This is a genomic window from Accumulibacter sp. (assembly GCF_032229525.1).
GTDB lineage: Bacteria > Pseudomonadota > Gammaproteobacteria > Burkholderiales > Rhodocyclaceae > Accumulibacter.
In genome coordinates, this window is sequence record NZ_JAVTWB010000182.1 from 39,009 (window position 1) to 41,494 (window position 2,486).

Genomic DNA, 2,486 nt, shown 5'->3' on the forward strand with positions numbered 1-2,486 from the left:
CCGACGAAGAAAAGCACGCGCCCAACCAGGAACATCGCCGCAGCGACCGGAACAAGCGCCAGCAAGTGAGCGGGAGCAAGGAGTGACACCGCAGCATAGACCGGCAACGCAAGACTGCCCTGCTCAAGGGTGTTTTGCAGCAAGGACTGCAAAATCTGGGCTCTTTGTGTGCCCGATGTCTGGGCGCTGCCATTAATGTCGTCTGGAGTAAAGAAGCGATGCCTGGCCAATCGGGCAATACAGAAGAGCAGCGCCAGTGCCGGTAGCAGCGACGACAGCGTGGCAATCTTCAGACGAGGCCACAGGTCGACGCTTTCGCTGATGGTGGGTGTTGCTGCTTGGGCGGCAACGAAAACCAAAATTGCAGCAAGCAAGGCTGAAGCCATTCCCTTGGCAACGCCAAGTTGTGTCTTGTCGAGGTGCATCGGGCGATCCAAAGTGTGACGTTTAACGGATGGCGTTTATCGGCCGCCGCAATGGCAGCGGGCGGAAGCGCGGGCCTTCAGTATCAAAGGGGTTAGAGTGATTTGCAACTTGAAATCACGCTCACCTCCATGGCACCAGGAGGATCGCTGTGGCTGGCGAGGATCTGCAGACCGACTGATCGGCTGCATCCTGATCCATACGGGGTGGTGACCGCGCCGACCGCTTTCTGCCACATGACGCTTGCACCGGCTTTGGCAGCTTGCTGATCATCAAGCTGCCCAATTCCCTGCAATTTACGACGCCCTGCGTTTGTTGAATCGGTGGCGACTTGCCTCTTACGGAGCAAGTTTCTGATTGCGCAATGTGCGGCGGTACCCTCCGGCCGCGATGGCGAGCGCGACGGCGAGGATGGCCGCCGCGGCTGCGAACGTGGTGCGCATACCGTGGGCAACGGCTTCGGGGCCTGCCGTAGTGATGTCGGTCGCTGCCGATGCGTGGGCGAACACCGCTCCCATGACTGACGCCCCGGTGATCAGTCCCAGATTGCGTGACAGGTTGAGCATGCCGGAAACGGCGCCGCGCTGCTCCGGGCTGACATCCGTCATGACAGCGGTGTTGTTGGCCGTCTGGAACAGCGCGTAGCTGGAGGTGATGACGACGATCGGTGCGATGTAGCCAGGGACGCCGAAAATCGTCGGCAGCATGGACAGCGTGAAGGCGCCCGCTGCCATTCCGAGGAGGCCGATGGTGGTCATGCGTTGTGGCCCAAAGCGGTCGGCAATGCGCCCGGCTGGCACGGCGGTCAGCGCGGCAACCAGCGGGCCGACGGACAAGACAAGTCCAACAAGCGCGGCGTCGAGCCCGAGGGTACGAGAAAGATAGAACGGCCCGACCACCAGCGTCGCCATCATCACCGTAGACACGAGCATGCTCGTGGCGAGACTCGAACTCAGCACCGGATTGCGGAACATCGCCAATCGAATCAACGGGGACTCGGCCCTTCTCTCGGCAAGCACGAAGAGACCGACGCCAAAGACAACCACCAGCAGCAGAGCCAGGTTGAACGGGCCAGGACCAGCGCTGCCGATGGTCATGGCCAGCGCATATGCCGCGAGTGTCAATGCAAGCAGCAGCGTGCCCAAATGGTCGAAGGCGGGACGCTTTGTTTTCAGCGCTGTTCGATCACTCGGCAGATAGCGATGTGCGAGAAGAAGAGTCAGGACGCCCAGCGGCACGTTGATCAAAAAGATTGCCCGCCAACCGGGTCCGGCGATCAGGATGCCACCGAGTGACGGGCCGAGCGCGGTACCCATCGCGGACATCGTTCCGAGCAGCCCAATAACGCTACCGGTCTTTGCCTTGGGAACCGTTTCACCGACAAACGCCATGGTCAGTGCCATCATGATGGCTGCGCCCAGGCCCTGTAGCGCACGGGCAGCAATCAGTAACCAGAGCGTGGGAGCGACGCCGCACAGGCTTGATGCCACCACAAACAGGAAGATTCCGGCTAATAGCAGCCGTTTGCGGCCGGTAATATCACCGAGCCGTCCGACGCTGACGATCATGGTGGTGATGGCGAGAAGATAAGCGAGGACGATCCACTGGACTTCCTGAAAGGAGGCATTGAATGCCTCTGCCAGGTTTGGCAAAGCCACATTGGCGCTGCTGGTGCCGAGTGACGACAGGAGCACGGATAGCGAAAGGCTGGCCAGCGCCCAGCGCACCGAAGGTGCCGGTTGCGCGCTTCGAAATAGCGCTTGATCTTGTCCTGCAATGATGGTCTTCATCGTGAACTCGCTTTCGTGACGACCCCTGAATCGGAGCTGTCACAAACATACGCCTTCACTTGGCATGGCGGAAGGCGCATCATTTGCACTTTATTCGTGCGTTTGGCGCCATGTCACAACGAGGCCGTACCAAGGGGAATGCATGGCGACACCCGATCTGAACCTGCTGGTCACACTTGATGTGTTGCTCGCCGAAGGCAGCGTTGCGCGCGCTGCCCGACGGTTGCGGCTCAGCCCGTCGGCGATGAGCCGGGCACTGGCGCGATTGCGAGA

The 2,486-nt window shown here is 60.6% G+C and carries 3 protein-coding genes; 1 reads left to right on the plus strand and 2 read right to left on the minus strand.

Translation table 11 applies throughout. The features are described 5' to 3' along the window. The coding region (locus RUW20_RS14255) for an MAPEG family protein (RefSeq protein ID WP_313952895.1) at nucleotides 1-425 on the minus strand (425 nt) is incomplete at its 3' end. Nucleotides 426-761: 336 nt separating this feature from the next. Further along, nucleotides 762-2,213: an MFS transporter gene (locus tag RUW20_RS14260; RefSeq protein ID WP_313952896.1), complete on the minus strand. Its 1,452-nt coding sequence runs from the start codon at nucleotides 2,211-2,213 to the stop codon at nucleotides 762-764. A 142-nt stretch (nucleotides 2,214-2,355) separates the two neighbouring features. On the opposite strand from RUW20_RS14260, the gene RUW20_RS14265 reads away from it, so the two are divergent. Beyond that, a partial coding sequence (locus RUW20_RS14265; protein WP_313952898.1) for a LysR family transcriptional regulator occupies nucleotides 2,356-2,486 on the plus strand: 131 nt, incomplete at its 3' end.

Excerpts from the sequence above, each read along its gene's own strand:
- RUW20_RS14260 (WP_313952896.1), bottom strand. The coding sequence starts at position 2,213 with ATGAAGACCATCATTGCAGGACAAGATCAAGCGCTATTTCGAAGCGCG.